The organism is Polaribacter sp. 2305UL8-11 (assembly GCF_058147165.1).
Map to the genome: position 1 here is coordinate 1 of NZ_JBYVJW010000048.1, position 271 is coordinate 271.

Here is a 271-nt window from a genome sequence, read left to right on the forward strand (position 1 = left end):
ACCTTTATTGGAAAAAAGACAATGATAATAGCAGTAATAGATGATAATGAAAGGGATTTAAATTATATTAAAGACTTAATAGCAAAAAATTTTAACTCGGTAATTGATGAAGTATTTAGTTTTACTAATCCAATTGAAGGCTTAGATTTTATTAATGAGAATAAACCCAATCTAATAATTGTGGACATAGATATGCCTGAGCTAAATGGTATGGATCTTGTCAATCAAATAGAATCTATTAAAACGGAAATTGTTTTTTCTACTTCACATT

General features: G+C 26.2%; 1 protein-coding gene. It reads left to right on the top strand.

What is annotated here, in order from left to right:
* Nucleotides 1-21: 21 nt before the first annotated feature.
* Nucleotides 22-271: LytR/AlgR family response regulator transcription factor (locus ACY2RW_RS16160; RefSeq protein WP_490123763.1), on the top strand; the 250-nt coding region annotated here is incomplete at its 3' end.